Origin of the sequence: Halonatronomonas betaini (assembly GCF_015666175.1) — a bacterium.
GTDB classification, from domain to species: Bacteria; Bacillota; Halanaerobiia; order Halanaerobiales; family Halarsenatibacteraceae; genus Halonatronomonas; species Halonatronomonas betaini.
In genome coordinates this window covers 39,406-65,883 of sequence record NZ_JADPIE010000005.1, presented here as the reverse complement: position 1 = coordinate 65,883, position 26,478 = coordinate 39,406, and the positions used below count along the sequence as shown (strand labels likewise).

Sequence of the window (26,478 nt, the reverse complement as noted above, 5' to 3'; positions counted from 1 at the left end):
TTTACCTCCTTCTTGTATCTACTAAGTCTAATTCCTGAGGATCAGTCTTTAAAATAAGTAATAAACCAAAATCATCGTCTTTATAATCAACAGTATAAAGGTTGGCATCAGGGTGATCTTCTTTGAGCTTTTCGACTCTATCATTGCCCTTTTCAAGCATTTCCTCATAATCTCCATAATCTAAGGCATAGGCAATACAGGTATCAACACAGGCAGGATCTTTACCATCTTTGATTCTGTGCTGACAGAGATCACATTTATACATTCTTTCAGATCCGATTTCTGGAACATCAAATGGGCAGATATCAAGACATCTCCCGCAGGCAATACAGGTTTCTGCATCGATGACTGTAAAACCTTCTTCGCTTTCAGAGAGGGCATCAACAGGACAGACTGCTATACAGGGTGCGTCAGGGCAATGCATGCAGCTATTTCTTCTTAAATGATAGGCAACATTCGGGTATTCGCCTTTCTCGATTGAGTTGAATTTAATAAAACTATACTCAATATCGATTTCATACTCATTCTGGCAGGCGACCCGGCAGGCCTGGCATTCTACGCAGAGACTGTTATCCATTAAGATTGCTTTCTTACCTTCTTTGAAATCTTCAGCCATGGCTTTACCATCAGCTATTGCAGCTCCAGATACAAGAGCAGTTAAGCCGGCAGCTGCTGAGTTCTTTAAAAAATCACGGCGACTGCTTTTCTTTTTAGACATTTCATATCCCTCCAATTAATTGTTTTTCAAATAATTTCTATCGGCTTTAATAAACTTATTAAGCCAGATTAATAGCTTAAGATAAAATTTATCAATTTTAATATCTTCAGCTTCTTCTACTAAGTCATCCAGCCAGTCTAAATGCTGTTTAATAAATTGTAGCTGTTCTCGATGGTCTGCTTCTTCAATTAAAATGCTCATAAATTCTAATTCTAAGATTAAATGGTCTGGACAGAAAGAAAATTCTTCAGGAATTTCAAAGTTTAAAAGGTCATATAAATGGAGCATATGATGAGCCCAATCGCCCATTACATAGCCTTTATCATCAGCAAAGGGCATACTACAGCTTTCATCTATTGTCCAGGGTTTATAAACTGATTCAATCAATTTAAGGCCTGGACTGTTAATATCTAAGTATTCCTGCCAGAGGGCTTTCCATTGCTCTAAATCTGGTAGATTGTTGCCCTGCCATTTCTCAGGAATTTCTATTTCAGCAAAATGATCATTATATTTTTCCCAGAGTTTGATATGTAAATCTGATTTTAATTCTTTATATATTTCTGAATCCGGTTTGGAAATAAGATTGCAGAAAAGAAGGTATATTTCTTTTCTGATTTTAGTCTGTTTCTCCAAGTTAATTCCCACCTCCGCACTATGTTATAATAATAACAAGTATCCATTTTGCAGACAATTATATCATATTAATAGTAATTAATCAATAATAATTATTAATAAATAAACCTATCAGTATTATCAGGATAAAGTGGGATGATTATTGTTAGATTAGATGATGAGGATTATTCCAGTTGGGGGTATATTTAGAGGTAAGTGCCATATCAGGCAGCTGAGTTTGACCTTAGATGGCGGATAGTATTTTCTTATTGTTATCTTTAAGCCACTGGTTTAAATCAGTAAATTTTTCAGTGGCTATCTGGTAGCCTCTTTGATATAGGTTTAGCATTTGCTCAGGGTCATTTTCTAGTACTTTAATATCTATTTCTTCTTCTGGTCTAAATACAAAAATCTGGTCTTTATCTTCAAGTTTTTCAATATAGTTTAATTTTTCGTTGTAGCGGATATGTCTCTTCTGAATTATTTCTACTAAATTCGGATACTTTCTGTATTTGAATTTGAGAACCCTTTGTAATTTTGATGGTTTCTTTCTATAAGATTTATCCCTGGTTAAGATTAATATATTATTTTGATACCCATCGGCTATCGCTTTTCTTATAGGAATAGAGTCTGAGATACCGCCATCGAGATAACATTTGCCATTGATATAGACAGGAGGGCAGAGCAGAGGTAAACTGCTGGAAGCCCTTAAAACTTTTCTGATAAAAAATTCAGGGTCATAATCTTTATGGCTTAAATAAGCAGGCATACCTGTTTTGCATTCAGTGACTACTGTTTTAAATTCTGTGTCAGAGCTGGCAAAAGTATCAAAATCAAAGGGATCTATATCATAAGGAAGATCATGAAATAGAAATTTCATGCCAATATAGCTTTTTTCTTTTACAACCCGGTTTAAGCCCATATATCTTTTGTCCTGGGAATGCTGAATAAAAATTCGCTTACTTCTTTCATATTGCTCTGCTATAAAATTGGCACCATTATTGGCTCCAGCAGAGACCCCTATGACATATGGAAATTTTATTTCATTTTCTAAGAAGAAATCCAGGATACCAGCAGTGAAAGCTCCTCTCATTCCACCACCCTCAAGAATTAGTCCAGTATTTTTTATTATTTTGATCTCCTCCTTATATTACTTATCTTTATACATATATTACTTTATATCTCTAATTATATCAAGAGTCTGGAAGATAATATTTGACCATGTCTCTAAAAAGAAATATAATTATAATATAGGATGATTAATTTAAAGGGGGGGCTTAAAATGATATCAAATAAGGTGCTTCTAGCAACTGATTTTTCCGAGACTGCTAAAAAGTTAATTAACTGTCTGGATGAGCTAAAAGGACTGGGGATTGATGAAGTTATTTTAACCCATGTAATTAATGTTCATCGCTCAAAGATAGTTAATGTTGAGCAGTTAAAAGAATCTAATAGGGAAAAGTTAGAGAAGGTAAAAGAAAAGATAGAAGCCAAGGGTTTTAAGGTAAAAATTAAAATTCCAGTTGGTTTTCCTGCCTCTGAAATTAATAAAGTGGCCAGAGGAGAAAATGTTGCTCTGATCCTGATAGCTTCCCATGGTGAAGGCTTTATTAAGAAAGTCTTTTTAGGCAGTACAACCTATGATTTGATCAGACAGTCAAAGAGGCCAGTTTTAATAGAAAAATATGAAAATATTGAAGGGGAGGCCCAGGTTGCCTGTTCAAGAAAGTTTAATAAGGTTTTAGTTCCAATAGATTTTTCTGATTGCTCAAAGGCTGCTATAGAATTTCTTCGGGAAATTGAAGAGAATAATTTTAATGAGGTTATTCTTTTAAATGTTATTGAGAGCAGCAGGTCAATTGATGATTTAGAGAAGGAAAAGACTAGAGCAGAGGTTAAATTAAAAGAGATTGCCAAAAATCTAAGAAAGAATGGTTCAGTTGATAATATTATCGTTAAAGTTGCTGAAGGAGCTGCCTCTAACAATATAATTGATATTGCCAGGGAAGAGAAGGTAGGGCTGATTTTAATGCCTAGAACAGGTAGAGGTAATATCAAGGAGCTGCTTTTAGGCAGCACCTCTGATCGGGTTGCTAAAGAGTCGCCGATTCCAGTTCTTTTGATATCCTGTTAAGTGAGGTTTTAATCCAGCCAGGGTTAAATCCTGGCTGATTTTGTTTTATGTAATTTAGTTGAAAGTGAGGTTTAAAATTATGGCAGTTAATTACCGGGAGTTAAAAAAGGAAGATTATCCTGGGGTTAAGAAGTTGATCAATGATTTAGAAAAATTTGATCAGATTATTCCAGATGCTTATTATGTTGAAAAATTTCTGTCACTCTATTTAAGAAAGACGCTGGCAGAATCCAGTTACTGTCAGGTTGCTGTTTATGATGGAGAGGTTGTTGGTCTGATATTTGCCTCTGCTGAAAACGATAAGAAATGCTATAATCCAATAACGAATAGCATTAGAGCATTTTTGGATTTTTTTAAATTATTCATATCTCGATTTGAATACAGAGAACTTCTAAAAGCTTATAAAGAGGGGATTTTTGATAAATATGATGAGCTGCTGGCTGATAGGGAAGACCGTTACCAGGGTGAGATTAAGCTTTTTATAGTTTCTCCAGACCAGCAGGGACTCCATATCGGTACCGGATTGCTGGAGAGGGCTTTTGAGTATTTTAGAGAGCAGGAGGCAAGCAGGATTTATCTATTTACTGATACTGATTGCAACTATGGTTATTATGACCATAAAGGGTTTTTGCAGGCAGGGACAAAGGAGTCGGTTTTAAAGCTTCCTGATGGTGCCAGGGATCTTACTATATTTTTATATGAGTATGATTTATAATTTAATCTGATAGAATGATAATTTTTGGAATCCAGTTTATTATAGGCTGGATTTTTTAATTTTGTTAATTATTTTAAAAACGAATCAGGACTGGGTTGGTACTGGGTTGATACTGGGTTGATACCGGGGTGGTACCGAGGAGATACCGGGGAGGTATTGGAGCAAAGGTGGAGAAAGTATTAATATATTTTAGCTTATATAAAAAAGCACCCTGATTAGCAGGGTGCTTTTGGAATAGGGGGTAAAGCCAGGATTAATTATTCTTTAAAGAAGGATCAAAGATATCTCTTAATCCATCTCCTAATAGGTTAAAGCCTAAGACAGTAAAGACTATGGCCAGCCCTGGGTAGAGACTTAAATGAGGGGCTGAACGGATAGATTGCCTGGCCATGGCCAGAGTTCTACCCCAGCTAATCATCGGTGGCTGGGCGCCTAAACCTAGAAAGCTTAAGGCTGCTTCAACAACTATGGCAGTACCTAAACCTAAACTGGCGACAACTAAAATTGGGGCAAAGGAGTTAATTAAAATATGTTTAAAGACGATTCTAAAATGCGAGGCCCCTAATGCTCTGGCGGCCTGAACATATTCAGTCTCTTTAAGACTTATGACCATACTTCTTGTAATTCTGGCCATCTGAGGTATTCTAACAATTGCAATTGCTATCATGGCATTGACCACTCCAGGCCCTAATGAAGCAACAATTGCAATTGCCAGCAGGATGGCTGGAAAAGATAGAATAACATCCATTAGCCTCATTATAAAAGTATCGAATTTTCCTCCTAAATAGCCGGCCATAGCTCCAAAGGAGACTCCTAAAATTAAAGAAGTAAAGGTTGCTATGCTGGCAATTAAAAGGGAAATTCTGGTTCCCATGATGATTCTGCTTAAAACACACCTGCCCATATCATCAGTTCCTAGAATATATTGAGAATCAGCTCCAAACCATTCAGGAGGACGATTATTTTCCCATAGATTCATTTCATATGGGTCATTGGGTACAAGGTAATCAGCAAAAATTGCAACTAATATTAAAATACTAATCAGAATTATTCCAACCATAGCACTTTTGTTTTTCTTGATTTTTTTCAGCAAATTAATCTCCTCCTTTCTCAATCATATCTAATTCTAGGATCAAGGATTGCATAGCTTAAATCTACTAATAAGTTCATAACTGTAAAAACAATGGCAAGCATTAAAACTCCACCCTGAACTATAGGGAAATCCCTCTGTGAGATGGCATTAACAATTAATCTACCAACTCCTGGCCAGGCAAAGACAGTCTCGGTAATAACGGCTCCTCCAAAACGGACTCCAAGTTGAATGCCTACAATTGTAATAACAGGTAACATTGCATTGCGTAAAGCATGTTTATAGACAACTACCCGTTCGTTTAGTCCTTTGCTTCGGGCAGTTCTAATGTAATCCATTCCTAAAGATTCTAACAGGCTTGATCTGGTTAACCTGGTGACTATTCCCATCATAATAACTCCTAAGGAGAGTCCAGGCAGGAGGATATAACGGATGGCATTCCATAAAGGCACTCCATCAAAGGTTGTTATTAATAAATAGAATCCATTAACCAGTGATTCGCCTCGTCCGAACATCGGTAACCAGTCAACCCGTAAAGCTACATAGGCCAGTAAAACAAGGCCCAGCCAGAAACTTGGCATTGAAACACCGATAAGAGCACCAACCATTGTTCCGAAATCAACAATCGATTGCCGCTTAACAGCGGCTAAAACTCCCAGGGGTATCCCAATTATTACGGCAATAAAGACAGAAAAGAAGGCCAGTTCTAACGTGGCACCCATTCTGTGATAAATTAATGTTGAAACCGGTTGCCCCATTCTGATGGATCGCCCAAAATCTCCCCGGACTGCATTTGAGGCCCAGTCTAAATACTGGACAGCTAATGGCCGGTCGAAACCATAGAGGGCATAAATTCTCTCATAATCTTCTGGAGAGGCTTCTTCCCCTAATAATAAGTGAACCGGGTCTCCAGGAGCTAAATGCATTAGCAGGAATACTAATATAGAAATCCCTATAATTACTGGTATAATTTGAATGATGCGTCTGATAATATATTTTGTCATTTGACTAATTGCCTCCTTTTAAGAAGGTTAAAGCTTAAAATGAGGCCAGAGGCTAAAGTATACCTCTGGCCATTCTAAAAATATCCTGATTATTTATTCTTTTGTAAAGGTATGAGCATTCTGCCAGGCATTTGCTGTATAAGGATGGACTATATAGCCATCTACTCCAGGTCTTGAAAGCCCGACTTCTTCATAATAGTTAATAAATCCATAATAGGCATTATCGGCAACTATTTCCTGAGCTTCCCGATATATTTCAATGGATCTTTCACTATCAGAAGGAACTCTTTTACCTTCTTCAAGTAATTCATCTAATCTTGCGTCTGAGTATCCACCGAAGTTAAATGGTCCATCTGTGTGGAACTGACGAAACATGGCTCTATCGGCATCAACCTGACCAACCCAGCCAACGATAAAGAGATCATAGTCATGATCTGGTTGCTGGAGTCCACTCCAGAATGCTCCCCATTCTTCAATGCTTACATCGAGGTCCAGGCCAATCTGCTGAGCTTCGTTTTGTAGTATCTCAGAGATTCTGATTCTCAATGGGTTTTCATTGGTATGGAGACCAAGAGTTAATCCAGAAAGATCTACACCGGCTTCTTCTATTAATTCCTGGGCTCTCTGTGGGTTATAATCATAGGTTGCAACATCTGGATTATACCATGGAAGTCCTTCAGGAACTGGACCGGTGGCTACACTACCGATACCATGCTGAATTCTATCAATAATACCGGCGCGGTTAATCAGATGACTGATAGCTCTTCTAACATTAACATCATCAAGGGGCTCGGTTCTTGTGTTAAAGCCAAGATAAACATGGCCGGTACCTGTAACCCTCTGGACAGTAACATTTGGATCTTCTTCTAAACGGGCTAATTCTTCCGGTACAACGCCACCCTGATACATATCAATTTCGCCAGCTTCAAGGGCTAATAACCTTGAAGAATCTTCAGGAATAGCTCTGAATTCGATCCTGGAGATAACTGGTACGCCGCCCCAGTAATCATCATTGGCAACTAGATGCATAACGTCATCTCTTGTCCATGAGTCAAAACTATAGGGGCCAGTTCCAATCGGGTCAGTTCTGAAATCTTCGCTATCGCCGTGAGCTGCAGGAACAACTGGCATTCTTGCAATATTATTTAGCAGGAATGCATTTGGCTCAGACAGATGGAAATGGACAGTATGATCATCTTCGGCAACTATTTCATCGATAACTTCATAGAGTGCCCGGTTTGGAGCTGCATTATTTTCATCTAGAATCCATTCAAAGGTATAGACGACATCATCGGCAGTAAATGGCTCGCCATCATGCCAGAGGACTCCTTCTCTTAAATTGAATGTCATTGTAAGACTATCATCGCTTAAGCCCCAGTCAGTTGCCAGGCGAGGTTCTAAATCCATGTTTTCTCCAAAAGTAACAAGAGGCTCCATGATAATATTTAAGCGTTCAGATGAAGGTATGTCAGTTTCCAGGCGGGGGTCAAGTCCAACGGCCTCAGCAGCAGAACCAATAACAAGCACATCAGAATCGGCATTAACTGCAGGGGTGTACCCGACAACAAAAAGTAAGGCCAGTGAGATTACAAGTATTAACGTTTTTTTAAACATTTAATTCCCTCCCATGTTTTTTAAGACTTTTTGAGTGTAAACCGTTTATTTTCTGAGCACCACCTCCTAAATAAATTATAGTTTGCCAGAAAGATTATTGGCAGCCAGTAGACAGAGAACAGTTATAGTATCAATATTTTTCTCCATCCTGTATTCTGGCCCTAAAACTCCAATCGAAGCTATTACATTCTCCTGATGATCAAAAATTGGTGAGGCGACACCTAAAGCACCAGGGTTCCATTCTCCTTTTGTCATTGAATAACCTCTTTGCTTAATTACATGTAATTCTTTCTTTAATTCTTCAGCATCATCGGTAGTATTATCAGTATGTTTTATTAGGCCAGCATTAATTACATCATCAATTTTTTCTTCTGGATAATAGGCCAGAATAGCTTTTCCAAGTGCCCCGGCATAGATAGGAACAGGTTTACCGATTCCACAGGTAAATTTAATATTGGCATTACTTTCTACTTTATCTATACAGATAGTTTTAATGCCATCTGGAATATCCAGAAGAACAGTTTCACCGGTTTTTTTAGATAGATCTTTCATTTCTTCTCTGGCCAGGTCAATCAGCTCAATATTTTGTCGTGCAATACTTCCTAATTCTATCAGGCGGTAGCCTAATTGATACTTACTAGTATCTTTATTCTGTTGAAGAAAGCCAGAGTTTTCAAGTGTACTTAAGATTCTATGGGTTACACTTTTACTCCAATCAAGCTCACTGCTAAGTTCAGTCACCCCCCACTCAGGTTTATTAATTGAAAACATTTCAAAGATTTTAGTCACCTTTTCAGTTGTTTTTGAAGTTTTTGAGTTCGGCATATATAACCTCCGATCATAATAATCTTTACAATATTGAAAATATTAAAACTAAAAAAATATGCTGTTCCGAAAATAGGAATTCAATTCTGATATTATATATATTAAACATCAATCGACAAATTCCTGCTTAAAAAATAAAAAAGTTTAAATATTTATTTTAAAGTTCATATTATTTAATCTGGATGACAAGTAATTAAATGGAGGGAGAGGATTAAAATAAAGTAAAGAGCCATCCTTTTCCAGGATAGGCTCTTGGTTTATGGTATTTAATTTTTTGTTTTTATTCTTCAGGTACAATCAGATTTAAGATAACAGCCAGGATGGCTCCAGCGGCAACTCCTGAAGAGAATAGAACTTCTATAGCAGCTGGAAAACTTTCTGCGATTTCCGGGAAGAAAGTTATTCCAAGACCTACACTTAAACTGATCGAAAAGATAAAAGCGGTCCGGTCAGAAAAACCATTCTTAGTAACTATATTAATTCCAGCAGAAGCAATCATTCCAAATAAGGCTAAGGTTGCTCCGCCTAAGACCGGTGCAGGCATTACACTTATTATGGCACCGAATTTCGGGAATAGGCCTAACATTAATAGTAATAGAGCAACTATATAACCGACAGCTTTACTACCTACTTTTGTAATCTGGATAACTCCAATATTCTGACTAAAGGTGGTATTGGGCATTACATTAAAAATGGCAGAAATCATACTGCCGATACCTTCAGCTAAAAGCCCCCGACTTAATCTATCTCTATGGAGTTCGCCATCGACTGGTTCACCGGATGTTTCGGCAATTGCAGTTAAGTCTCCAATTGATTCAATTGAAGTTACTATAAAGGCGATAATCCAGGGGAGTAAATGGGCAAAATCAAAATCCAGGCCAAAATATAATGGTTGTGGAGCTGTTAACCAGCCCTCTGTAAAAACAGGCTCAAAATTTATTAGACCAAGGGGTATTGAGATTAAATAGCCAGCTCCAAGTCCAATGGCAATTGCTCCTAATTTTATTAAACCTTTGCCAAAGCGGCTACAGATAATAATTACAGTTAAAACAAATGAACCTAAAAGAAGGTTTTCCATTGAACCAAAGTTTTCAGCACCGGCTCCTCCGGCGAAATCCTGCATGCCAGTTTCGATTAGAGTTAAACCAATTAATGTTACAACGGTACCGGTAACTAGAGGTGGAAATAAAACTTTAATCTGCTTAATAAATCGACTTATTAAAATTTCAACCGGGGCAGTTGCCATGGCCATACCTAGCACTAGAGGTATACCTCCGGCATTAGCTGCTGCCATTGCCATTGGAACAAAGGTAAAACTTGTTCCAGTAACTCCTAGCAGGCCAGCACCAACAGGGCCAAATCTTTTGCACTGTACAAAGGTTACTATTCCAGACATGATCAAAGTCATACTCACCATAAAGCTGGTTTCTGATGGGCCAAGACCTGCAGCTCCAGCAATTAACATTGGTGGAGTTATAACACCTACGAACATTGCCAGCATATGCTGGAGGCCAAGTAGAAATCTTTTGCCAATAGGCGGTGTTTCTTCAAGTGCATAAAAATCTTTCTTGTTTACAGTTACTTCAGATTCTCGAGCAACAGCTTCAGTATTATTTGCCATAAATATTTCCCTCCTACAGGATAAGAATTAATATAGCAGCTAGTAATAATTAATCAGGAAAAAATCTTAAGGGTTGGGTAAGTAAATATAATTTTAAAAATTTAGTGAAAGTTAATTTATTTCTATTTATTTTATTCAATATGATTTAAAGAATTCCTTCTCAAAGTTCGAAATAATTTGTATTTTTTTAAATATACAGACGATTTAGCCTGTTTTGAAGGATTTTATTAAGTTATATTGAATATATAAAATAAGATTTACTAAATCTACCCCAGGAGGGATATAATATGTTCCATAATCTTTATGGAGACAAATTTGATGATGACGAAGATAAGGAGAATTTAAAACCGAAGCAGCGTTATGGTAATCGAGGAATGTTTCCCTATCAGTATACTGAATTTGAGCCCTTTATAGCAAATGTTTATGAGATGAAAGATCATTATTTGATTAAAGCTGAACTCCCTGGTGTTAAAAAAGAAGATATTGAGATAGAGGTCTGGGATGGTAAGGTTGTAATAGTTGCCAAAAGGAGAAAACTCTGCGAAGGAGAGCAGGATATTCTCTGCCAGGAACGGATAATTGGAGAATATAAAAGGAAGTTTGAATTTACTAATATCGATGAAGATAAAATTAAGGCTAATCTTGAATATGGGATTTTATCTGTAAAAGTAGGTAAGGCAGAGCCTGATGATGACAGGGAAGCAAAGAAGATAGAGATAGAATAGAAATATTAATAATCAGTTTGAATAATACTTTTATGGCCCGGGATGTCCTGGGCTATCTTTTTGTTTTAAGTTATTGGTCTTGTCAGCCCAATAATTCTGTGATAAACTTAGTAATACAGATGTTCGCACAGAATGGGGGGCGACAAAGATGATAGGAAAACCTCCAATTGATTATTCAACCTTGCCAGATGGCGATATAGCCTGTTTTGATATTAAATCTTTTTATGCCAGTATTGAGGCTATAGCCAGAGGATTTGACCCCTTTGAGACGGCTATAGCAGTTGTCGGCAATCAGGATCAGCAGGGATCTGTTATTCTGGCAGCCAGTCCCTATATGAAAGCTAAATTTAATTTAGGAACTGGCAATCGTCTTTATGAAATTCCTGATATACCGGAGATACTTCTTGTTGAGCCTAGAATGGAACTTTATATGAACCGGGCTCTTCAGATTATAGATATCTATACCAGTTACGTTCATCCAGATGATATTTTTGTTTACTCTGTAGACGAGAGCTGGTTAGATCTCACCAGTACAAAAGTCCGCTATAATGGCACTAAAAATATGGTCACAAAAATAAAGAATGAGATTAATAATAAACACGGTCTGGCCTGTAGCGTAGGGGTTGGACCGAACATGTTTCTTTCAAAAGTAGCTATGGATGTTGAAGGGAAAAAGACAGGCTATGCTAGATGGGGATATGATGATATTAAGGATAAATTATGGCCTTTAGAGGTTTCAAAGGTCTGGGGGATTGGCAGCAGAACAGCTGCTAAATTTAATAAATGGGGTATCTATACCATGGGCGATGTTGCCAGCCGGAGCCTGGAGTTTTTTAAGAAACGGCTCGGGATAGTAGGTGTTGAAATTTATCGCCAGGCCTGGGGGATTGATGATAGCAGGCCTGGAGGCTTTTATGATGATAAAAGAAAGAGTATTGGCCGGGGGGCAACTCTGTATCGGGATTATCAGAAGTTTGAGGAGATAAAAACAGTGATTTTTAATTTAAGCGAAGATATCGGTTATCGTGCCAGGGAACTGGGCCTTGCTGGCAGAACAGTTAGCCTTTATATCCGTTATAGTCAGGAGTTTTATAAGAAAGGCTTTCAGGGCCAGCAGACTTTAGAATCTGCTACAAATTTAGAGCATGAAATCATGAGAGCAGCTTTAGAATTGCTTGAGAAAAAATATCAGGCTGGCAGCCCGATTCGAAGGATTAGTCTTTCTTTAAGTAATCTTCTAGGAGAAGAAAATGTTCAGTTGAGTTTATTTCAGGATAAAGAAAAGAAGATGAATCTTGCCAGAGCCAGAGATCAGATCCGAAATGAATTTGGTCCTGAAAAATTAGATTATGGTTTAAGCCAGGCTGATGGCAGCATCAGAGAACGCTTAAATAGCAATATTGGCGGCCATAAGAAAAAATAAGGAGGAGAAATCAGATAAAGTCTAGAAGTATGATAATGTAGAATGAAATATATTTATTTTGATTATGAACTGTCTCTGGAGGGGTTACGATGTCAGATAAAAATAAAGAAATCTTAGTAGTTGAGGATGATGAACTTATCAGAGGGCTTCAAAAAAATAAGTTAGAAAAAGCAGGTTATGAGGTAGATGAAGCCCAAAATGGTCTGGAAGCCTGGAACAAGATTAAAGATAATCGGTATATTTTGATTCTTATTGATATTTTCCTGCCTAAAATGGATGGCTTTCAACTTTTAAAGAATATCCGTTCACAGGAGATTCCAGCCAAAACCATTGTACTTTCAAGTAAAAGTCAGGATAAATATATTAAAAAGGCTTTTGATTTAGGTGCAGACTCATACCTTACCAAGCCCTTTGATCCTGCTAACTTAATTAAGACAGTTAGAACAACTCTGGAGTCCTGATTATGTTAAATTTTATTTATCTGATTATATTTATATTGGTTCTACTTATAATATCATTTCTGGTCTTTTTATCAGTATTCCATCTGAAAATATATTTTAATAACAGAAAGTATCAGGCTTTAAAAGAAAAATGGCAGCCAGTTCTATTTGGATATCTTAATAATGAAATATCTTTAAATGAGGCAACAGCCAGTTTCAATAAAAATTATAAATATACCTGGAAATTCATTAGAACTTATCTGGATAATCTTGATGGTAAAGACTTTGAAAAGCTAAAGAATCTGCTTCAGGCATCTGGTTTCATTCAGTATTATTTAAAAAAATTAAGGACTGGTTCCAATAAGGATAAGCTTAAGGCGGCTTTGATTCTTGGGAAAGTCAGACATAAAAAGGCGCTTCCCTATCTTGAGGAGATGTTAAAATCTGATTCCAGTTTAAAGATAAAAACAGCCGGGCAGGCAATTTCTCAAATAGGTGAAACCTCTCTTGTCTATGAGATTATCAAAGCTTTCCTAACTAGAACTGAGATCACCTATGAAGGGATATCGCAGATTTTGATTTTATATGGCCAGAAAATCTGCCCCAGGCTTTTACTGATAATTGAAGACTGGTTAGATGGGGAAGTGGATATCAGGAAGGAATTTCAAACTTCACCCTATGAGACAATTGCTCTTTTTGTTGAACTTTTAGGCCACAATAAATATAAAGGGGCTTTACCGGTATTAGAAAGGCTTTTAAAAGAGGTGGATAATGATGAGCTTATTATTCAGATTTTTAAGGCCTTATCAAGGATTAAGGAGCCAGTCGATCTAGATTTAACTCCCTTTATTAATCATGATAACTGGGTTGTCAGGAGTCAGACTGTACGTTATTTATATAAAAACTGGGAATCAAGCTATTCCGAACAGTTAAAGGCGAGAATTTCTGATGAAAATTGGTGGGTCAGCTTTTATTCAGGCATGGCTCTATATCATAATAGTTTTAAAGCTTTTCTTGAGGAGGTAGCAGTTAGCGATAAACCAGGCTCAGAAATTAGTAATTATATTCTGGAGGCAGGTGGTCAGTTTGAACATTTTTAGAATTCTGGTGTATATTTCAATCATATATTTTTTAATAATAAACATTACTTATATTACATTAAATCTTATAGCTTTCTTTTCATTGAAAAAAGAGAAAGTTAAATATGAAATTACTGATTTAAAAAAGGTTTTTCAAAGTGAGTTTTATAAACCATTGAGCATAATTGTCCCGGCTTATAATGAAGAATTAACAATAACTGAGAGTATTAATTCAATGCTATCACTGGAATATCCTGAGTTTGAGGTGGTAGTTGTTAATGATGGTTCTAAGGATGCAACCCTTGAAAGGCTTAAAGAAGAGTTTGATCTGGTTAAATCCAGTCGTACATATAAAGGGCAACTGGAGACTGAAAAAATTAAAGGGGTTTATGATTCTCTGGATTATCCAAATCTTGTAGTGGTCGATAAAGAAAATGGTGGCAAGGCTGATTCATTAAATGCAGGTATTAATGTAGCCTATTTTCCCCTTGTCTGTAATATAGATGCTGATTCCTTAATTGAGAGCGAGGCTTTATTAAGGCTTGTTGAGCCATTTGTTGAAGATAGGAGAGTGGTTGCAGCTGGAGGGACTATCAGAATAGCCAATGATTGTCAGGTAGAAAATGGTGAAATCACCCAGGTTAATCTGGCAAAAAGCTGGCTGGCCCGCTTTCAAATAATTGAATACCTTCGGGCATTTTTGTTTGGCCGGGTAGGCTGGGCAGCTATAGAAGGTCTGTTGATAATATCAGGAGCTTTCGGTATTTTTAGAAAACGTCACCTTGTTTCAGTAGGCGGTTATAGTAAAGATACAATTGGGGAAGACATGGAGTTGGTTTTAAAATTGAATAGAATGCTGAAAGCAGAGGGGCGTGAGTATAGGACAGTATTTTTGCCAGACCCGGTTTGTTGGACACAGGTGCCAGAATCCTTAAAAACCCTGGGACGACAGCGTCGCCGCTGGCAGCAGGGGTTAGGCCAGAGCTTATTAATGAATAAAGAGTTATTATTCAACAGAAAATATGGCGCAGTTGGAATGCTGGCCTATCCCTTCTTTTTGTTCGGTGAGTTTTTTGGTCCAGTCATTGAACTGCTAGGTTATATCTCTATAATTATAACTATAATACTTGGTATAGCAAGTCTGGAGCTTGTTCTTGCTTTTTTTACTGTATCAATATTATTGAGAATTCTACTATCTACAATTTCTGTTCTGTTTGAAGAGATTTCCTTTAGAAAGTATGATAAACTAAAAGATAATCTTAAGCTATTTCTAACAGCTGTTCTAGAAAGCTTTGGTTACCAGCAGTTTCATACTTTCTGGCGCCTGCAGGGCATTTATGATCTTCTAAAGAAAAGGCATATCTGGGGGGAACAGGATAGAAAGGAATTTAATAAATAAAATTAATACAGGGAGTAAAAAGATGAAGACAACGAGATTAATTGTTATGCTAGTTATGATTCTATCGGTTAGCATTAGTTTTTTAATGCTGGATCAAGCATTTGCTCAAAGGAATCCAAATCATGAAAACCACTTTTATAATTTATCAGATATAGAATTAATTACTGCCAGTCATAGATTAGGCCGGGGAAGATTAAGGCCGGATAATGTTAAATTAGTTGATGATAAACTGGTGCTATCATCGCCTGCAAATTCGTATCATGGTGCAGAGGTAAGGACTAAAGAGAGGTATGGTTATGGAACTTACTCAGCTACTATCAAATCCGATTATGCACCAGGCTCTTTTACTGCCTTCTTTTTATATCAGGGTGTAAAATCAGAAAATGATGAGATAGATATTGAAATTCATAATGATGGCAGTCGTCAGATAGATTTTGTGACTTTTAAAGACGGAGTTAAGACAAATAAAGTGAGCCAGAGATTAGACTTTGATCCTGTTGAAGATTATTATAGTTACACAATAGATTATCGGCCAGGGTTAATCAACTTTTATGTCGAGGATGAGTTGCTTGCTAGTTTTGAAGATGATCTGCCAGATGCTGAGATGAAATTGATGGTTAACCACTGGTGGCCAGTCTGGCTGGAATCTGAGCGGAATCAACCAGAATCAGAGATTTACCTAAAAACTATTGATTTAGAATAAATAAAAATGAAAGAGGAAAATATTTATGCTAAGAAAAATTGCAATGATAATTATGGCTGCAATAATATTGATAACGATTTCTGCCTGCATTAATAATGGGTTGGATGAGTATTCAGGTGAAAATATTACTTTTACCTATCCAGCCAGCTGGGAGCCAGAAATAAATGAATCCTTTAATACGAAAACAATAATTTTAAATCAAGGCCAGGATGAATTTGACTTTGTAATTGAAATTGAAAAACTTGATAAAACCTTAACTGAAGAAGAATTGTCAGCAGAGATTAAAGAAGGATTAGATGAATTTTTTATTAAGATTGCAGAAGATATGATGTCAATTGAAGTTTTACAGGTATCAACCCCTGAAATATATGGTTTTCCAGCCCGGGATGTCAAAAGAGAGATAAGTGTACTAGATAGCCAGATTGAGAGGCTATATTTAATTTTAGCTGAAGATCTGCAGGAAGCTGATAAGGTAAACAATTATCTTTTAGAATATGAAAAAAGGGATGAGTTTATTTCAGCGATTAAAGAAGACCATACTGAACTTCATGAATTACAGGAGATAATTGCTTATCTTAAGGGCAGAAATGGCCAGAGAAATCAAAATTTAATGCTGGCTGATAATTTTATTGATAATATTATCCTATTAAAAGAAGATAACCAGAATAATTCAGATGAGCTTTTTTATGATTATGTAATTAAATCTGGAGCTGATAATTATAGGATAAATATTTATTATCAGGCCTATGAAGATGAATTTCATGCAAACTTTGAAGAAATTCAAGATGTTATAAATTCAATAGAATTTAAATAAAGAGTTAATTTAATATTGACTTCTATATTTAGCACCCTCCTGAATTTTCAGGAGGGTAATCATTTTTAATTGAGAGATTTAGTTATTTGTTATTTGATATTTATCTATGATGATGGTATACTTTTTAAGTGTTATAGACTGACTGGTCGGTAGATATATTTATATATATTATTTAGGGGGATACAAGATGGAGAAAAATAAAACGAGAATAGAGATAATTGATGCAGCTATGGAGCTTTTTGCTAATAAGGGTTACCATGAAACAACAATGAGTGATGTTGTTGAAGCTTCAAATACAAGTAAGGGAACAGTATATTATTACTTTGATAATAAGCAGGAACTTTTTGAAACGATGATAAATGATGTGATTAGCAGGCTTTATAATAGCTTCGAAAGGATTGCTGAAAAAGATTGTAGCGTTAAAGAAAAACTAAAAAAGATGATGGAGGTTCATGCTAATTTTTACAAGAAAAATTATAAACTGGCCTTTTCAATATTTATGGAAGGCAAAAAAATTGATGCTGATTGCAAAGAAGAGATCTGGCGCTGGCATAAAAAGTTTAATAGTCTTGTTGAAAATGTAATGAAAGATGGTGTTGAAGAAGGGTTATTAAAGGACAAAAATTTAAAGCTGATGTCTTTTAGTTTTTTAGGACTGACAAACTCCTTTGGTCCCTCGGTCTTTGAAGGTGATTATGATGTCAATGAATTAGTCGATTATACAATAGAATTATTTTTACAGGGGGTAGGCAGAGGTAATGAAGGCTAAATTATTAGAAAAAATTAAAGTATCATCTGTTTTTATTGTACTTTTTATTATAAGTGCGCTAATTTTTGGACCAGTTAGAGTTGGAGCAGTTGATTATGAAAACTTAAGCCTGGAAGAAAGCCTTGAGATTGCTCTGGAAAATAATCGAGGCCTGCTTGCATCAGGTGAAGAACTAAAAGGTGTTAGAACCTCTGTAGATATGGCTGAAGCTGCCAGGCTACCTAATATTTCGATATCCAGCAGTTATATGCGGTTTGGCGGAGATCAGGAGCAGTTTGATTTTGAGATAGATGGTAGTAATATTCAGGATATTGCTGGTGAGTTTGGTTTTCCTTTAGATGATGATGCAGCTGATGAGATTGCTGGTAGTTTTACAGATATTTTTGGCCCGATAGGTGAAGGTTTTGAACAGCCTGACAGTATCTTTCAAACAGAATTGTCACTGCAACAACCCCTATATACCTTTGGCAGAATCAGCAGTGGAATTGATCAGGCCAAAGCAGGTTATAGTGCTGCTGAAGCCGGGTTTGAAGGTGATAGACAGGAATTGATCCATGAAGTGATTACCACATATAATAATGTTTTGCTGGCTGAGGAGTTGCTTGAATTACAGCATGATATAAAAGAACAGGTTGAAACCCATCTTGATGTAGTGCAATCTAACCTGGATGCCGGCATGGTAACTGAACTTGATAGACATGAGGCAATGGTGGCTTTATCTGAGGTTGAGCAGGAGATCGTTGAAGCCAGAAGCAATCTAGAGCTTGCCAGGGAGGGTTTTAGGAGTCTGCTTGGTCTGGAGCGAGGAATTGAAATCGGCCTTGCTGGCAGTTATGATGAAGCTTTTATAAATTTAGAAGATGAAGTCTTGAAAATGGCTGAAGAAAATCAACTTATAGATTTAGAAGATAACCCCCAGCTTGAAGCCCTTGCCTATCAACGTGAGGCCAGTGAAGCAAGTCTGGAGATGACTGAAGCTGAGAGGTTTCCGACTATAGCGATGGTCGGCAATTATTCCTGGGAGGATGAAGATATTGGCTTTGAAGATAGCTCCTGGTCTATAGGTGTGAATGTTAGTTTTGATATTTTTGATGGTGGTCAGCGAAGAGCTGAAATTGAACAGGCTGAGGCTGAAATGCGCCAGCTGGAATATAATAGGCAGGAAGCAGAGGATGGCCTATATATAGAGGCTAATAGAGCTTTGAATGCATTTTATGATGCTATCAGCCAGGAAGAATTAACTGCTCAAATGCAGGAACAGGCCGAAGAACAATTGAGGCTGGCTGAATTGAGATATTCTGAAGGCGTTGGAACCAGCACAGACGTTATTGATGCACGGGCTGGCTATAGCCAGGCCAGGCTGGCAGGTGAAGAGGCCAGATATAGCAGAATTGAGTCGCTGGCTGACCTTTATCTGGTGCTTGGAAGAACTGATAAATTGTTAGAGGAGGTTAAGTAACTTATGGATGGCAGAATAGATATTGTAAAGAAGATATCCAGAAAGCTTTTAATCATTGGTATTCTAATGATTATTGGTCTAACTGCTGGATATTTAATAGGAAATGTTGAGAATTCGGACCTGGGTACAACTAATATTGTTAAGGCCGAGGATGGTATAGCAACTAGGATTATTGGAGCTGAAGCAGCTTTAAGGAGTTTGCAGGAAACTAATAGTTTCAATGCTGTAATGCAGCCAGGGAGTGAGTATGCTGTAATGCCCAGGCTGGAGGGTGAGCTGGAAGCTGTTAATGTTCAGGTTGGAGACCTGGTTGAGAAAGATCAGGTTCTAGCCAGAATAGATGCTGAAATGTACAGGTATGAGCTTGAACAGGCTGAAGCTCAGCTAGATGCTGCAGAAGCCGAATTCGCAAGATTAGAATCTGGGGCAACTGATGAAGAATTAGCCCAGGTAGCAGCCCAGGTTGAGGAGGCCAGAATCTCTGTTGAAGGGGCCAGGAATGAAGTTGTCTTTGCAGAAGAGGTTTATGACGAGAGAACTCCTGATGATATGGAAGTTGAACAGGCTGAAAATGAATTAGAGCAGGCAAGAATTCAGCTGGAGATGGCTGAAAAAGAATATCGCCAGGCGGAACTGGCTTTTGAAGAGGCCGATGATAATTACCAGAGAATGGCCAGTCTGTATGAAGAAGGAGCGATTAGTGAACAACAATATAATGAAATAAAGACTGGTAAAGAACAGGCCAGGACCCAGCTGGAAATGGCAGAAGATGGACTCCGTCAGGCTGAAATAGCTGTTGATGGTGCTGAGACTTTTAGAGATATGAGTCTTGATCTTTATGATTTCAGAGTTGAAGAAGAACAGATGGTCAGCCAGGCTACAACTCAGTATGAAGCTGCTATGGCTGCCTTAGAAGGGGCTGAGGCGATGCTGGCTGAAGCTGAGCGTGGGCCAACTGAAGAAGATTTAAGAGCAGCCAGGGCCCAGGTTGAACAGGCTAGAGTTGGCCTTAATATGGCCAGGTCAGTCTATAATGACATTGAAATTAAAGCCCCAGCCGCAGGGTTTATAGCCCAGGTAGAGATGGATGCTGGCGAAATGGCAGCACCTGGAAACCCTCTATTTTATATAGTAAATCTGGATGAAATCAAAGCTACTGCAAATGTGAGCTCATTATATGTTGGCCAACTGGAGCAAGGAGATGCTGCTGATGTAAATGTTAATGGCCTTCCAGATGAAGAGTTTACTGGAAGAATAAGGTCAGTTGCTCCAATGGCAGGAGAACAGGGTGGTTTTCCTGTTGAAGTCGCAGTCTCTAACCCTGATCACTTGATCAGGGCCGGAATGCGTGGAAGTGTTGAATTTACAATTGAAGAGGCTGAAGATGTTGTTGTAATCCCACAAGATGGAATCTTTGATATTGATGGTGACAGGGCATCTGTGTTTGTTATAGAAGATAGGACTGTCAGAATACAGACAGTTAGAACTGGAATGGAGACTGAGAACTTAGTAGAGATTATCTCTGGTTTGAATGAGGGTGAACAGGTAGTTCTGTATGACCATGATCGTCTGGAGGATGGCCAGGCTGTTGAGGTGGTGGATTATGAATCTTTCTAAATTTACAGTCAAGAGGCCAGTCTTTACAACTATGGCCATCTTGATTGTAGTTTTTCTTGGATTCATCAGTTTTGGTGATTTAGGCCTTGATCTATTGCCAGAGCTGGAATTTCCAATTGTTGCCGTAATTACTGAATATGAAGGAGCAGCTCCTGAGGAGATTGAAACAATGGTAACCAGGCCAATTGAAGATACTGTTGGTACAGTCGATGGCCTTGAAGGGATTTCGTCAGTTTCTAGCTCAGATCAATCCATGGTAATGGCAGAATTCTCCTTTGGTACAGATATGGATTTTGCCATGCTCGATGTCAGAGAGCAGATAGATCTAGTTAGAGATATGTTGCCAGATGATGCGGCTGATCCAATAGTTGTGAGCTTTGACCCTGAGATGTTACCAATGGTAACTCTAGGTATTTCTGGTGAGATGGGCATCCTTGAAATGACTGAATGGGCAAATGATATGGTTGTTCCTAGACTGGAAAGGCTTGAAGGCGTTGCAACAGTTGATGTAACAGGTGGTTTGGAGCGGGAGATTCAGGTTGATGTTGACCAGGATAAACTCCATGCATACGGCCTGACTCTTGATAATCTCGTTGAAAGAATCCAGACGGAAAATATCAGGATGCCTGGCGGTAATGTCAGAGATGGCAGAATCGAAATGTTAACCAGGACAACAGGAGAATTCCAATCTGTAGATGATATCCGAGAGTTGAGATTAAATGAATCTGGACTGATGTTATCTGAGGTTGCTGAAGTGGTAGATGGCGAATCTGATACAAATCAATATACCAGAATTAATGGAGTTGAAGGTATTGGGCTGACTATTCAGAGAGAGAGTGGAGCTAATACTGTTATAGTTTCCCAGAGAATAAGGAGCGAGATTGAAGCTATTCAGTCTGAACTTGATGGTGATATCAATCTTAATTATGTTTATGATGAAGCTGAATTTATTCTTGAAGCCATCGGTGATTTAGGGATGAATGCTGCTTTAGGAGCTCTGATGGCAGTACTTGTATTATTTATTTTTCTGAGAAGTTTTAAGACGACTATTATTATTGGACTGGCTATACCGATATCAGTCGTAGCAACTTTTGTTTTAATGTATTTTGCAGATTTAACTTTTAATCTAATGACTCTAGGTGGAATTGCCCTGGGTATAGGTATGCTGGTTGATAATGCTATAGTTGTAATTGAAAATATTTATCGGATGCGCCAGGAAGGCTCAGGTGCCATGCTGGCAGCAACTGAAGGTAGTGGCGAGGTAGCTTCTGCTATCATCGCATCAACCCTGACAACAGCGGCAGTCTTTTTGCCGATAGTATATATCGAAGGGATTGCATCAGAATTATTTAGTGAACTGGCGATGACCGTCGCTTTTGCCCTGGTTGCATCATTATTAGTGGCTTTATCATTAATTCCAATGCTTGCTTCCAGGCTTTTAAATGGTTCTGTGACAAAAAAGTTCGATTTTGGTTTTATTGACACTCTTGGTACCAAAATCAAAGAATTATATGGCTCAATTATTGCTGCTGCTTTAAATCATAGATTAACCACAGTTATTGTGGTTGCAGTTATCTTTGGAGCAAGTCTGTTGATGTTGCCTCAGTTAGGCGCAGAGTTCATTCCGCCAATGGACGAGGGAGAAATTATGGTTGAGATTGAACTCCCTCCTGGAATGATGCTTGCAGAAACAAGGGGTGTAGCCTTAGATATTGAAGAGTTAGTTTCAGAGATACCTGAAGTAGAAACAGTTTATACAACAGTTGGTTCTGGAGGGGGCCAGGCTGCAATGATCGGTCTAGGTGGTGGCGGTACAAACGAGGCTAACCTGGAAGTTAGTCTGGTCTCCAGTACAGAAAGAGATAAGTCGACAACTGAGATTATTAATGAAATCCAGGACTTGACCTCTGGAATTCCCCGGGCAGAGATATCTGTTGTAGATATGGCTGCTGATTTTGGCGGAATGGGGGGAGGCTCGCCAGTTTCTGTTAGGATTCAGGGTCCAGAACTTGATATTCTTGAAGAATTGTCAGATGAAATAGCTGAGATGGTTACAGGTATTCAGGGTACAATGAATGTGGAAACTAGTTTTGATGAAGGTCGGCCTGAAGTAGTTGTCAGGATAGATCAGGCTAAAAGTTCTGAACTAGGAGTCCCGGCTGCTATGATTGCCACCACAGTGAATACTGGCCTTGATGGGACTGTACCGTCATTATATAGATCTGGTGGAAGTGAATATGATATTAGAGTCCGTTTGGCTGAGAATGGCAGAGAAAGCCTTGTTGATCTCAGGCAACTTAGAATAGCTACTCCAGAAGCTGGAATGGTTGAATTACAAGAACTTGCTGATATTGAAATAGTTGAAGGGCCTGTGCAGATTAATAGAGAAAATCAGGAGAGAACAGCTACTGTATCATCAGATCTTGATGGGCGTGATCTTGGAGGAGTAGCCGATGATATTGAAGCAGAGCTTGCAGGTTTTTCAATGCCAGATGGCTACAGAGTTGATATTACCGGTGAGGCTGAAGAGATGGAAGAAGCCTTTGGTGATCTAACTTATGCCTTTATACTGGCCGTTGTCTTAATCTATATGATAATGGCAGCTCAGTTTGAATCCCTGATTCATCCATTTGCAATCATGTTCTCAGTACCGCTGGCAGTTATAGGGGCAATAGGCGGATTGTTTATAACCGGGCATAGATTAAGCGTCGTGGCTTTTATCGGTGCGATTATGCTGGTTGGTATTGTTGTAAATAATGCTATTGTCTTTGTAGATTATGTTAATATTTTAAGGCGTGATGGCCAGAATAGAAGAGATGCCTTAATTAATGCTGGTATGATAAGATTAAGGCCGATTGCCATGACAGCCCTAACAACTATGCTGGCTATGTTACCTATGGCCATGGGACTTGGTGAAGGTGCTGAAGTTCAAGCACCAATGGCAGTTGTAGTTGTCGGTGGCTTATTAAGCTCTACATTTTTAACATTAATCTTTCTGCCAGTGATTTACTCACTATTAGATGGTTTTGTAGATAAAATAAAAGCTCTTGTAGCATAAGTACAGTTTACAAATAAATAAAAATAATGCCTGGCCCTGATTTTAGGGCCAGGTTTTTATTTAGTGTGCCCTGTAAAATTAAAGTTAAATAGGTGGAAGTCCTATCCATGCTGTTCTCGCCGGTACGGTATGTGAAGCCAACAATGGCAGGGTGTTTACTGTGAAGTGGAATCTAAAGAGCCTGAGGCTAAAAGTCAGTCCGGAACAATATGTGAACCAGAGGTGGCATTTGTCTATGATGACTCACCTTTATAATGAGGAAATCCAATGTTAGCAGCAGGCCCTAATATAGGGAGATGGGTAGCGCCAGTTAATACGTGTAGCCGGAAGAGTTGTTGCTAAATAGGCAGGTGTGATTAGGGTCGGAATGACTTGAATAACTTTAAATCAACCAGGGGAGGTCTATATTAGTTTTCAGCTAAACAGCTGAAATAAGCCGAGATATAACCCCTAAGGGAAAGTCAAGGTAAGGCTAATATAGAAATCAGATGATATCATAGTAGTGATGACAGCTATCCCGATGATAGTTAGGCAACTGACAGGAGGATAAAGATAGCTTGAGTGAAGGATATCTACGTTATCGAAGTTTGAAATGAGATATGAGTGGCTAATTGATTATAGCAGTTTAAACTTTAATTTAAGATTAAAGAGGCTGATAATGGAGCAGTTAAGGAGAATAAATAATCTGAGGCTGTGGAATGTTAGCAATACTGCCACTTTAGTAATAATATACTGGAGGGAGCGATTGGCTTTAAGCCTAGAGACGTGGCCAGTAATATTATGAATACAAAGGGTCAATAAAGCTTTAATATCAAAAGAGTAGAACTGATAAGTTGTGAGAAACGCTGACTTATTCCCTGCTATGGGGCAACGATAATGGTAAGCTGTTTACGGGAGAACCGTACGTGCAGTTTGACGAGGGGTCCCAGCTGTAAAAGGCTGGTCCTACTCTCTTTCAAAAAATTTTGTTTTAGTAGCAGCCTGGTTAGATATTAAGTAAAATATTTATAAAGATGTGACCAGTTTATGAGTAGAATCTAAGTAGAATGTGACTGACAGACAATAATAATAGGGTATAATTAGATTAATGAAACAATAATTAATTAAAAATGTTATGGAGAAGTGGAATTCATTTAGGGGGGAGAGATATGAAAGAGAGAGATGTTTTAAGAAAAATGATGGTTATGGTATTAGTATTTTCGATGGTATTTATATTAACCTCCTGTGATCTTAGCAGCTCCAGTAGAGAAACAATTGAAGATGTTAGAACAGGTGTGGGTTCGGTTTCAGGATATGTAACAGCTCCAGATGAAGTAACACCAATTATAGGAGCTACTGTAGTGGTAGACAAATTGGCAATACAAACAAGCACGGATGAAGAAGGGTTTTATACACTTAGCGATATAAGTGTAGGTCAACAAAATATTATTGCATTCAAAGGTAATTTTAAGGCTGAAATCATGGTTAATATTGCTGCTGGAGAAAATATTCAGGTAGATAATGTAGTTTTACAGCCTACAGGAAAGATCGGGGTAAATAATGGTAGTTATGATGATATTGCTGGGATTCTTGAAAAATTAGGTTTTGAATATGAAAATATAAACTTAGCTACCCTTGCAGATTCAAGCAAATTAGAAGAGTTTGTAGTATTGTTTTTTGAATGTGGGGGATTAAGCATTACAGAAAACTCTACAGAAGCTAATAATCTTTTGAATTTTATAGAAAATGGTGGCTATATTTATGCATCGGACTATGCATTGGATATACCTGCCAGGTTATTTTCCGATAAAATAGATCTTTTGGGCAGAGTAGGAGAAGGAAGAGATGAAGATGTATTGGCAAATATCCATAATGAAGATATTAAATTTATTTTGGGAAAGGATACTATTAATTTAAACTATTATGATTCACCAGGATGGAATGTAATAAACTCGGTAGCAGAGGATGTAAGTATAGATGTCACTGGAGATATTTATGTTAGTGGCGAAATCGTTGAAGATAGCCCGCTTCTAGTTCATCTCACTTATGGTGATGGTTATGTAATCCTTACGACATTTCATAATGCTACAAATGCAACTGAAGATATGTTAATAATACTTCAGCAGATGGCTTTTGGTTTTTAGTAATCAATTTGAGTTCTTTACAATATTCAAGAGTTTCTTCAATGAGTTTCTAGAAATTTTCAATATCACCTAACCAGAAATGTTTATTGAATTCTTTGAAGAGCATCCTAACTTTGTACTTGAAGATGGGCATATGTTATCATTAAAAACTAGAAGTGAGATATAAAAATAAAATTTGCTAAAATTTTTATTAAAAAAAGGAGTTTTAGAGTTTACATCGAAATAGATATTAGAGAAAGCAAAAATTAAATATAGATAGTTTAAGTTTCTGCAAAGAATTAAAAAGGAAGCCAGTGAAAGTCTGGCACGGTCCCGCCACTGTAAAGGTGAGTTTTTCCATTAAGGCCACTGGAATCTATTCCGGGAAGGCAAGGAAAAACGTTGAACCTGAGTCAGGATACTTGCTTAAACAATTCAAAGATACCCACGGTGTATGGGATATATCTCAATGAGATTATTCTATAAATGTATTTTACCCACTATGCCTCGCTGGTATGGTGGGTCTTTTATTTTAACTCCCTATACCTGCTGGTATT

22 protein-coding genes and 1 riboswitch are annotated in these 26,478 nt (G+C 37.7%); of the genes, 14 read left to right on the top strand and 8 right to left on the bottom strand.

Features of this window, described 5'->3' with window-relative positions:
* Position 1 precedes the first annotated feature (1 nt).
* The 3 genes from I0Q91_RS09600 to I0Q91_RS09590 form a co-directional block, all read right to left on the bottom strand.
* On the bottom strand, positions 2-718 hold the full coding sequence (locus I0Q91_RS09600) for a 4Fe-4S dicluster domain-containing protein (RefSeq protein ID WP_270454289.1): 717 nt from the start codon (positions 716-718) through the stop codon (positions 2-4).
* 15 nt (positions 719-733) lie between these two features.
* The gene (locus I0Q91_RS09595; RefSeq protein WP_270454288.1) at positions 734-1,351 is read right to left on the bottom strand and encodes a TorD/DmsD family molecular chaperone; all 618 of its coding nucleotides are present in this window, start codon (positions 1,349-1,351) and stop codon (positions 734-736) included.
* 223 nt (positions 1,352-1,574) lie between these two features.
* The gene (locus I0Q91_RS09590) at positions 1,575-2,441 is read right to left on the bottom strand and encodes a patatin-like phospholipase family protein (RefSeq protein ID WP_270454459.1); all 867 of its coding nucleotides are present in this window, start codon (positions 2,439-2,441) and stop codon (positions 1,575-1,577) included.
* Positions 2,442-2,612: 171 nt separating this feature from the next.
* Between I0Q91_RS09590 and I0Q91_RS09585 the strand changes: the two genes are divergently transcribed.
* Together I0Q91_RS09585 and I0Q91_RS09580 are read left to right on the top strand one after the other, a co-directional pair.
* Positions 2,613-3,464 (top strand): universal stress protein, encoded by an 852-nt coding sequence (locus I0Q91_RS09585; protein WP_270454287.1) that lies wholly within the window; start codon positions 2,613-2,615, stop codon positions 3,462-3,464.
* A 79-nt stretch (positions 3,465-3,543) separates the two neighbouring features.
* Positions 3,544-4,179 carry a GNAT family N-acetyltransferase gene (locus tag I0Q91_RS09580; protein WP_270454286.1) on the top strand — a complete coding sequence of 212 codons (636 nt, stop codon included), beginning with the start codon at positions 3,544-3,546 and terminating at the stop codon, positions 4,177-4,179.
* A gap of 253 nt (positions 4,180-4,432) precedes the next feature.
* Here the strand turns inward: I0Q91_RS09580 and I0Q91_RS09575 are convergent, their stop codons facing one another.
* The 5 genes from I0Q91_RS09575 to I0Q91_RS09555 all read right to left on the bottom strand — a co-directional run bounded on the left by I0Q91_RS09575 (position 4,433) and on the right by I0Q91_RS09555 (position 10,333).
* Positions 4,433-5,272, bottom strand: coding sequence for an ABC transporter permease (locus I0Q91_RS09575; protein WP_270454285.1), 840 nt, complete (start codon positions 5,270-5,272; stop codon positions 4,433-4,435).
* 17 nt (positions 5,273-5,289) lie between these two features.
* The gene (locus tag I0Q91_RS09570; RefSeq protein ID WP_270454284.1) at positions 5,290-6,273 is read right to left on the bottom strand and encodes an ABC transporter permease; all 984 of its coding nucleotides are present in this window, start codon (positions 6,271-6,273) and stop codon (positions 5,290-5,292) included.
* Between the two features lie 93 nt (positions 6,274-6,366).
* Positions 6,367-7,887, bottom strand: coding sequence for an ABC transporter substrate-binding protein (locus tag I0Q91_RS09565; protein ID WP_270454283.1), 1,521 nt, complete (start codon positions 7,885-7,887; stop codon positions 6,367-6,369).
* 75 nt (positions 7,888-7,962) lie between these two features.
* Entirely contained in the window at positions 7,963-8,712 is a 750-nt protein-coding gene (locus tag I0Q91_RS09560; RefSeq protein WP_270454282.1) for an IclR family transcriptional regulator, read from the bottom strand.
* A 280-nt stretch (positions 8,713-8,992) separates the two neighbouring features.
* Complete coding sequence (locus tag I0Q91_RS09555; protein ID WP_270454281.1) at positions 8,993-10,333, bottom strand: uracil-xanthine permease family protein; 1,341 nt, start codon at positions 10,331-10,333, stop codon at positions 8,993-8,995.
* A 287-nt stretch (positions 10,334-10,620) separates the two neighbouring features.
* On the opposite strand from I0Q91_RS09555, the gene I0Q91_RS09550 reads away from it, so the two are divergent.
* From I0Q91_RS09550 to I0Q91_RS09495, 12 genes are all read left to right on the top strand, one after another.
* Positions 10,621-11,058, top strand: coding sequence for an Hsp20/alpha crystallin family protein (locus I0Q91_RS09550; RefSeq protein ID WP_270454280.1), 438 nt, complete (start codon positions 10,621-10,623; stop codon positions 11,056-11,058).
* A 148-nt stretch (positions 11,059-11,206) separates the two neighbouring features.
* Positions 11,207-12,481 (top strand): Y-family DNA polymerase, encoded by a 1,275-nt coding sequence (locus I0Q91_RS09545; protein WP_270454279.1) that lies wholly within the window; start codon positions 11,207-11,209, stop codon positions 12,479-12,481.
* An 89-nt stretch (positions 12,482-12,570) separates the two neighbouring features.
* On the top strand, positions 12,571-12,942 hold the full coding sequence (locus I0Q91_RS09540; RefSeq protein WP_270454278.1) for a response regulator transcription factor: 372 nt from the start codon (positions 12,571-12,573) through the stop codon (positions 12,940-12,942).
* Between the two features lie 2 nt (positions 12,943-12,944).
* Complete coding sequence (locus I0Q91_RS09535; RefSeq protein ID WP_270454277.1) at positions 12,945-14,021, top strand: HEAT repeat domain-containing protein; 1,077 nt, start codon at positions 12,945-12,947, stop codon at positions 14,019-14,021.
* A complete protein-coding gene (locus I0Q91_RS09530) occupies positions 14,008-15,399 on the top strand; it encodes a glycosyltransferase family 2 protein (RefSeq protein ID WP_270454276.1) in 1,392 nt (463 codons plus the stop codon). The genes I0Q91_RS09535 and I0Q91_RS09530 overlap by 14 nt, the downstream gene beginning before the upstream one ends.
* 22 nt (positions 15,400-15,421) lie before the next feature.
* Positions 15,422-16,102, top strand: coding sequence for a family 16 glycosylhydrolase (locus tag I0Q91_RS09525; protein WP_270454275.1), 681 nt, complete (start codon positions 15,422-15,424; stop codon positions 16,100-16,102).
* A gap of 25 nt (positions 16,103-16,127) precedes the next feature.
* Positions 16,128-16,916 (top strand): hypothetical protein, encoded by a 789-nt coding sequence (locus I0Q91_RS09520; protein WP_270454274.1) that lies wholly within the window; start codon positions 16,128-16,130, stop codon positions 16,914-16,916.
* Between the two features lie 187 nt (positions 16,917-17,103).
* A complete protein-coding gene (locus tag I0Q91_RS09515) occupies positions 17,104-17,685 on the top strand; it encodes a TetR/AcrR family transcriptional regulator (RefSeq protein ID WP_270454272.1) in 582 nt (193 codons plus the stop codon).
* Entirely contained in the window at positions 17,675-19,144 is a 1,470-nt protein-coding gene (locus I0Q91_RS09510; protein WP_270454271.1) for a TolC family protein, read from the top strand. The genes I0Q91_RS09515 and I0Q91_RS09510 overlap by 11 nt, the downstream gene beginning before the upstream one ends.
* Positions 19,145-19,147: 3 nt before the next feature.
* Positions 19,148-20,761, top strand: coding sequence for an efflux RND transporter periplasmic adaptor subunit (locus tag I0Q91_RS09505; protein WP_270454270.1), 1,614 nt, complete (start codon positions 19,148-19,150; stop codon positions 20,759-20,761).
* Entirely contained in the window at positions 20,748-23,819 is a 3,072-nt protein-coding gene (locus I0Q91_RS09500) for an efflux RND transporter permease subunit (protein WP_270454269.1), read from the top strand. The genes I0Q91_RS09505 and I0Q91_RS09500 overlap by 14 nt, the downstream gene beginning before the upstream one ends.
* A 1,148-nt stretch (positions 23,820-24,967) precedes the next feature.
* Complete coding sequence (locus I0Q91_RS09495) at positions 24,968-25,942, top strand: carboxypeptidase-like regulatory domain-containing protein (RefSeq protein WP_270454268.1); 975 nt, start codon at positions 24,968-24,970, stop codon at positions 25,940-25,942.
* Positions 25,943-26,187: 245 nt separating this feature from the next.
* A riboswitch (cobalamin riboswitch) is annotated at positions 26,188-26,365 on the top strand.
* Positions 26,366-26,478: the final 113 nt, after the last annotated feature.